Source organism: Streptomyces odontomachicola (genome assembly GCF_039605595.1).
In the GTDB taxonomy this organism is placed as follows: domain Bacteria; phylum Actinomycetota; class Actinomycetes; order Streptomycetales; family Streptomycetaceae; genus Streptomyces.
Genome location: NZ_JBCFOK010000001.1, coordinates 570,276 through 577,434, shown reverse-complemented (window position 1 = coordinate 577,434; position 7,159 = coordinate 570,276). Strand labels below are relative to the sequence as shown.

General features: G+C 70.5%; 5 protein-coding genes. 2 read left to right on the top strand and 3 right to left on the bottom strand.

The window, feature by feature from the left end; all coding sequences use genetic code 11:
- Nucleotides 1–268: 268 nt before the first annotated feature.
- The gene (locus tag ABEE00_RS02675) at nt 269–1,276 is read right to left on the bottom strand and encodes a stage II sporulation protein M (protein WP_345743555.1); all 1,008 of its coding nucleotides are present in this window, start codon (nt 1,274–1,276) and stop codon (nt 269–271) included.
- A gap of 87 nt (nt 1,277–1,363) precedes the next feature.
- On the opposite strand from ABEE00_RS02675, the gene ABEE00_RS02670 reads away from it, so the two are divergent.
- A complete protein-coding gene (locus ABEE00_RS02670) occupies nt 1,364–2,275 on the top strand; it encodes an RDD family protein (protein ID WP_345743511.1) in 912 nt (303 codons plus the stop codon).
- 59 nt (nt 2,276–2,334) lie between these two features.
- On the opposite strand, the gene ABEE00_RS02665 is transcribed toward ABEE00_RS02670, so the two are convergent.
- Nucleotides 2,335–2,949 (bottom strand): hypothetical protein, encoded by a 615-nt coding sequence (locus tag ABEE00_RS02665; protein ID WP_345743510.1) that lies wholly within the window; start codon nt 2,947–2,949, stop codon nt 2,335–2,337.
- A gap of 159 nt (nt 2,950–3,108) precedes the next feature.
- Complete coding sequence (ahcY, locus tag ABEE00_RS02660; RefSeq protein WP_345743509.1) at nt 3,109–4,575, bottom strand: adenosylhomocysteinase; 1,467 nt, start codon at nt 4,573–4,575, stop codon at nt 3,109–3,111.
- A gap of 417 nt (nt 4,576–4,992) precedes the next feature.
- On the opposite strand from ahcY, the gene ABEE00_RS02655 reads away from it, so the two are divergent.
- Nucleotides 4,993–7,092 (top strand): fructose-specific PTS transporter subunit EIIC, encoded by a 2,100-nt coding sequence (locus tag ABEE00_RS02655; protein ID WP_345743508.1) that lies wholly within the window; start codon nt 4,993–4,995, stop codon nt 7,090–7,092.
- Nucleotides 7,093–7,159: the final 67 nt, after the last annotated feature.

The following is a 7,159-nucleotide window of genomic DNA, read 5'->3' as shown; positions in this document are numbered from 1 at the left end:
GCGGGAGGTGCTTTCCGGCCTTTCGGCCTTCCGGCGGTTCCGACTCTAGCAGATGATTTCTGCTGGAAGTTCAGAGGTGCTTCTCCATGAATTGCGCATCCGGAGTGGATTTCGAAATTCGCTTTCGAAGCGTTGAAGATCTTAGACGATTGCTTCCCGGCTCGTCCAGCTCGGGGGCAACCGTTTAAATCTACTGCCACGGCGAACCACAGTCAATGGTCCTCCGGGGCGGCCTGAACAGTAGCAGCTCACTGGCGTCGGGCGCACATCACGCAGCCGTCGGCAGCGTCGCGGGCCGGTCGGCCGCCGCGACATCGCCTGTTTCGCCTGCTTGTGCCGCCCGTCGGCCCACCACGTACACGTACGCGAGGAAGAGCAGCTCGGCGAGGACGCCGATGGTGATGCGGGTCCAGGTGGGGAGGCCGGAGGGGGTCACGAAGGCCTCGATGACTCCGGAGACGAAGAGGACGGCGGCGAGGCCGATGGCCATGCCGATCGCGGAGCGGCCCTCCTCCGCCAGGGCCGTCCTGCGGCTGCGGGGGCCCGGGTCGACCACTGTCCAGCCCAGCCTCAGCCCCGTACCGGCGGCGACGAAGACCGCGGTCAGTTCGAGGAGGCCGTGCGGGAGGATCAGGCCGAGGAAGGTGTCGAGGCGGCCGGCGGACTGCATGAGGCCCATGCCGAGGCCGAGGTTGAGCATGTTCTGGAACAGCACCCACAGCACCGGTATGCCGAGGAAGGCTCCGAAGGCCAGGCAGATGGCCGTGGCCTGGGCGTTGTTCGTCCAGACCTGGGCGGCGAAGGATGCCGCGGGGTGGCTGTCGTAGTAGCTCTCGTACTGGCCCCCGGGGCGGGTCATCTCGCGGAGCTGGTCGGGGGCGGCGATGGCGGAGCGGACCTCGGGGTGTGTGCCGACCCACCAGCCGAGCAGGGCCGCTACCAGTACGGATATGAGCGCGGTCGGGACCCACCAGTTGCGGCTGCGGTAGACGGCGGCGGGGAATCCGGAGGCGAAGAAGCGCGCGGCGTCGCGCCAGCCCGCGGTCCTGGGGCCTGTCACCGCGCTGCGGGCGCGGGCCACCAGCGAGGTGAGGCGGCCGGTCAGCGCGGGGTCGGGGGCGCTCGTCTGGACCTGGGAGAGGTGGGTCGCGGTGCGCTGGTAGAGGGTGACGAGCTCGTCCGCCTCCTCGCCGGTCAACCCGCGGCGCCGGCGCAGCAGTTCGTCCAGCCTGTCCCACTCCGCTCGGTGGGCGGAGATGAAGACGTCCAGATCCATGGCCATGGTCATGAGCTTGGCAGATGGTGCGGTAGGAACGGCAGACTATTCGTACGAATGCGCGCGGGACGAGGGAAGGACTCGCTGGTGAGCGATCTCGTGACGGGGGACGCGGTCGTACTCGGCCTGAGCCCTGCCAGGCTGCCGAGCCGGGCGCTGGCGATCTGCCTCGATCTGTTCCTGTGGTGGGCCGCGTATCTGGTGTTCACCATGGCGCTGCTGACGGCCACGGCCTCGCTGGACTCGGCGGCGCTGGCCGCCGTGCAGGTGGCGCTTTTCCTGTTGGTGCTGGTCGGCGGGCCGATCGCGGTGGAGACGCTGAGCAGGGGGCGCTCGGTCGGGAAGCTGGCTGCGGGGCTGCGGGTCGTACGGGAGGACGGCGGGCCGATCAGGTTCCGGCACGCGCTCGTACGCGGCGCACTCGGCGTGATCGAGCTCCAGGCGACCTTCGGGCTGGTGGCGATCGCCGCTTCGCTGATCTCCGCGCGAGGACGGCGGGTCGGCGACGTCTTCGCGGGGACGCTCGTGGTGCGGGAGCGGGTGCCCCAGGCGCGGAGCATGCCCGTGCTGCCGCCGGTCGCGCCGTGGCTGGCCGAGCAGATGGGCGGGCTCGACCTGTCGCGGGTGCCGGACGGGCTGTGGCTGGCGGTGCGGCAGTACCTGCTGCGGGCCGAGCAGCTCGACGCGGCGGTGAGCCGGTCGATGGCGGAGCGGCTGGCCGGTGACATGACGGCGTGGACCGGGGCTCCGGTGCCCGAAGGGGTGTCGGCCGGCGCGTACTTGGCGGGCGTGGTCGCCGAGCGGCAGGCGCGGGATGCGCGGCGCGCGTTCGGGGCGAGTGCGGGGGCTGATGCTGGTTCCGGTGCCGGTGAGGGTGCTCAGCGCGCCGCGGCCCCAGCCAATCCGTTCGCGGCGCCTGAGGGAGCGCCCGCACGTGGCGACGGTGCGGGGCAGGGCCCGTCGGAGAAGCCCGGCACCGGCTTCGTGCCGCCCAGCTGAGCGGAGTTGAGCTGATCCGCGCCGCCCGGCGAGGCCCCCGTGAGGCCCGTGAGGGCTCCTCAGCGGAAGGCCGAGGGCGGGGACTCCAGGTCCTCGAGCTCGATCCCGGGGGCCGCGAGGACGACGTCGCCGGCCAGGTGCACGGCGTGTGCCTCGCCCGTGGAAACCTCTCCGACCTGGTAACTCTCCACGGTCAGGGGCCCGTTGTCAGTGGCGTGTGCTTCTGTGGAGAGCATCGCCCAGGACTGGTCCAGGGTCCGGGGAGAGAGGACGGGGGGTTCGAAGGCGACGAGACGCACACGCGTGGCGGGTTCACCGGCCGCCGGGCGCAGCAGCCTCGCCGTCGCGATGAGGAAAGCGGGGGAAGCCCCCATGAAGGAGTGCGCCGCGACGTTGCCCTCCTGGGCGTGCTCGCCGGAGGGGTCGGTGCGCACCCACGTCACGCCCTCCAGCGCGGCGCCGCGCACCTGCCAGGCGGAGGCGTGGAGTTCGAGCCGAATGGGGCGGCCGAGTTCGTCGAGCGTGAGGTCGACGGAGCCGGAGTGTTCTCCGGAAGGGGTGGTGATCTGGGAGAAGTAGCGCCAGCCGGAGGGGCCGGTGGCGCACTGGAAGTGCTCTTCACCGAGGGGGGTGTGATCGTGCGGATCGTGGAGCGAATAACGGCCGCGGGGCATGGGGCGAGCCTACGTTCGTGCTGAGAGTTCGTGCGGGGGCCGCAGGCCGAAGGCCCCCGCCGCGGGGGCGAGGGCCTTCGGGTGCCGTGCTGGTGCCGCCTGGCGGCACGCGCTCACCGGTGTGGAAGGGGTACCGGCGGAGGCGTATGCGTCAGCGGATCAGTAGCGGTAGTGGTCCGGCTTGTACGGGCCCTCGACCGGGACGCCGATGTAGTCGGCCTGGTCCTTGCGGAGGGTGGTGAGCCGGGCGCCGAGGGCGTCCAGGTGGAGACGGGCGACCTTCTCGTCCAGGTGCTTCGGGAGCACGTAGACGTCGGTCGGGTAGTTCTCCTGCTTCGTGAACAGCTCGATCTGGGCGATCGTCTGGTTCGCGAAGGAGTTGGACATCACGAACGAGGGGTGGCCGGTGGCGTTGCCCAGGTTCAGCAGGCGGCCCTCGGACAGCACGATGATGGACTTGCCGTCCTTGAAGGTCCAGGTGTGGACCTGCGGCTTCAGCTCGTCCTTCACGATGCCCGGGATCGCGGCGAGGCCGGCCATGTCGATCTCGTTGTCGAAGTGGCCGATGTTGCCGACGATGGCCTGGTGCTTCATCTTGGCCATGTCCGAGGCCATGATGATGTCCTTGTTGCCGGTCGTGGTGATGAAGATGTCGGCGGTCTCGACGACGTCCTCGAGGCGCACGACCTGGTAGCCGTCCATGGCGGCCTGCAGGGCGCAGATCGGGTCGATCTCGGTGACGAGGACGCGGGCGCCCTGGCCGCGGAGCGACTCGGCGCTGCCCTTGCCGACGTCGCCGTAGCCCAGGACCACGGCGACCTTGCCGCCGATGAGCACGTCGGTGCCGCGGTTGATGCCGTCGACGAGCGAGTGGCGGCAGCCGTACTTGTTGTCGAACTTCGACTTCGTCACCGAGTCGTTGACGTTGATCGCCGGGAAGAGGAGCTCGCCGGCCTGCTGCATCTCGTAGAGACGGTGCACGCCGGTGGTGGTCTCCTCGGTGGTGCCGCGGATCTCCGAGGCGACCTGGGTCCACTTCTGCGGGTTCTCCTTGAGCGTGCGGTTGAGCAGCTCAAGGATGACGCGGTGCTCGTCGTTCTCGGCGGTGTCCGGCGAGGGGGCGGCACCGGCCTTCTCGTACTCGACGCCCTTGTGGACCAGGGTGGTGGCGTCGCCACCGTCGTCGAGGATCATGTTCGGGCCGCCGGTGGCGGCGTTCGACCAGGTCAGGGCCTGCTCGGTGCACCACCAGTACTCCTCCAGGGTCTCGCCCTTCCAGGCGAAGACCGGCACGCCCTCGGGCTTGTCCGGGGTGCCGTTCGGGCCGACGACGACCGCGGCGGCCGCCTCGTCCTGGGTGGAGAAGATGTTGCAGGAGGCCCAGCGGACCTCGGCGCCGAGGGCCACGAGGGTCTCGATCAGTACGGCGGTCTGCACGGTCATGTGCAGGGAGCCGGTGACGCGCGCGCCGGAGAGGGGCTTCTGCGCGGCGTACTCCTCGCGGATGGCCATCAGGCCGGGCATCTCGTGCTCCGCGAGCTTGATCTCCTTACGGCCGTAGGTCGCCAGCGAGAGGTCTGCGACCTTGAATTCGATACCGGCGATGGTCGTGGAGGTCGTCGTCATGCGAGCTGCATCTCCTCGATGTCGAGGTTGGGCTTGCTGGTCCATGCCGCGGCGCTGGGGCACTGGTCGGTGCAGGCGCGCGCCAGGTGTCCGCCTACTGGGGTATCACCTCGCGCGGGCACACCCGTGCCCCGGTCGCAGCCAGTCCGTCGGAGGCCCTCTCTCCCTCGGTGGCCCGTCCTGCGGGCCAGCCGACCGCCATCAGCAGCGACGTCTGTGCTCTACGAATCTACACCGCCCGTCCAGTCGACCGGATTGGCCAGGGTGCGGGCAAGGGCGCCCGCGGATCGGATTTCGGCCGCCGTACGGATTCCGGAGTGGCTGGACGCGTGGGGGTGCGGGACGGGAGCGCTCGTACGGAGTCCCAACTAGCCTGCGTGCACGCGAAGTTGATGCCGGAGGGACAGGAGGAGGAACGTGACCAGTTCTGCCGGGCCCCGCAAGGGCGCGGGGCGGACGGCCGAGCAGGGGCCGAAACTGCTCGCCGTGACAGCGTGCCCCACAGGTATCGCCCATACCTACATGGCAGCGGAGAAACTCACCCAGGCCGCCACGGAGCGCGGGATAGGGATCAAGGTGGAGACGCAAGGCTCCATCGGAGTCGAGAACGTTCTCACCGACAACGATGTCAAACACGCCGACGGCGTGATCATCGCCGCGGACAAAGACGTCGATCGCGAACGGTTCGCCGGGAAGCGGGTGTTGGTGGTCGGGGTCGCGGAGGGGATCAGCGATCCGGAGGGGCTGCTCGACCGGGTGCGGGAGGCGCCCGTGTACGAGGGTGCGGGCGGTGACGGGGCTCACAGCGAGAGCGGCGACGGATCGGCCGGCGCCGGAGGGGAGCGCGGCACCGTCTACAAGGCGCTGATGAACGGCGTCTCGTACATGATCCCGTTCGTCGTCGTGGGCGGGCTGCTGATCGCGGTGTCGCTGGCACTGGGCGGTCATCCGCAGGCGGACGGCGGGCTGGTGATTCCGGACGGTTCGTTCTGGAAGCACGTGAACGACATCGGGACGGTCGGCTTCCAGCTGATGGTGCCGGTGCTGTCCGGCTATATCGCGTATGCGATCGGGGACAGACCCGCGCTGGTGCCCGGGATGATCGGCGGCTGGATCGCCAACACCGGGTCGCTGTACGACGCGAAGTCGGGGGCCGGGTTCATCGGGGCGATCGTCACCGGGTTCCTGGCGGGCTGGCTGGTGCACTGGATCAAGAAGGTCAGGGTGCCGGAGTTCGTCCGGCCGATCATGCCGATCATCGTGATCCCGGTCGTGTCGACGTCGGTGCTCGGGCTGTTCTTCGTCTACGTGATCGGGCGGCCGGTGTCCTGGGTGTTCGAGCACCTGACGTCGCTGCTCGGGGGCATGACCGGGGCCGGCGCCGCGGTGCTCGGCATCGTCCTCGGGCTGATGATCGCGTTCGACATGGGCGGGCCGGTCAACAAGACCGCGTTCCTCTTCGGTACGGGGCTCGTGTCCAAGAGCCCCGAGGTGATGGGCATGTGCGCGGCCGCCATCCCCGTGCCGCCCCTGGGGCAGGGCCTGGCCACGCTGATCGGGCGGCGGTTGTTCGGCTCGCAGGAGCGGGAGACCGGGTACGCGGCGCTGTTCATGGGGTTCTTCGGGATCACGGAGGGGGCGATCCCGTTCGCCGCGGCCCGCCCCGCACGGGTGATCCCGGCGAACATGCTGGGCGGCGCGGTCGCCGGTGCGGTCGCGGGGCTGGCCTCCGTGAAGGACAACGTGCCGCACGGCGGTCCCATCGTGGCGGTGCTGGGGGCGGTCGGCGGCGTGCTGCCGTTCTTCGCCGCGGTGATCGCCGGTACGGCGGTGACGGGGCTCACCACGGTGGCGCTCATGTCGCTGGGCGGCGGCAGGCGGCCGAAGGAGCAGCCGCAGGGCGAGGCCGCAAGCGAGGCCGCCTCGCAGCAAGGCGCCACGCACGAACGGGAGTTGGCGGCGGTCTCCGCGGGTGGGGGCTCGGCGGCGCCCCGTACGACGGGCGCGGAATCCCGTACGGGTGCGGCCGGTCCGGAGGAAGCCCCCTCCCCCGAAACCCCCTGCGTGCTCTCCGGGTACCTCACCCGCAGCACCCTCAAGGGGTGCCTGGAGGCCGTGGACAAGGAGGCCGCGATCCGGGAGATGGCGGAACTGCTCGCGGGGAGCGGGAAGGTGGGCGATCCCGGAGCGCTGGTGCGCGCCGCGCTGGCCCGTGAGGAGGAGGGCACCACGGGGCTGGGCGAGGAGATCGCCGTACCGCATGCCAAGACGGACGCGGTGAGCGCTCCCGTGGTCGGGTTCGCGCGGGCTCCCGAGGGGCTCGACTGGGGGTCGCCGGACGGTACGCGGGCCCGGCTGGTGTTCATGATCGCGGTGCCGGAGGCGGCGGCCGGGGACGAACACCTGCGGATTCTCGCGCTGTTGTCGCGCAGGCTGATGGACCAGGGCTTCCGGGAGCGGCTCTCGGAGGCCGAGGGTCCGGAGGCGACGCTGGGGGTGCTCGGCGAGATCGGCTGACCCCGGGCCGAACCCTGAGACGTATGCGCGAGGGCCCGCACCGGTCGTCGGTGCGGGCCCTCGACTC

What these genes read in the sequence shown, in the direction of transcription:
- ABEE00_RS02665 (WP_345743510.1), bottom strand. Translation starts at nt 2,949, where the DNA reads ATGCCCCGCGGCCGTTATTCGCTCCACGATCCGCACGATCACACCCCC.
- ahcY (WP_345743509.1), bottom strand. Translation starts at nt 4,575, where the DNA reads ATGACGACGACCTCCACGACCATCGCCGGTATCGAATTCAAGGTCGCA.
- ABEE00_RS02675 (WP_345743555.1), bottom strand. Translation starts at nt 1,276, where the DNA reads ATGGATCTGGACGTCTTCATCTCCGCCCACCGAGCGGAGTGGGACAGG.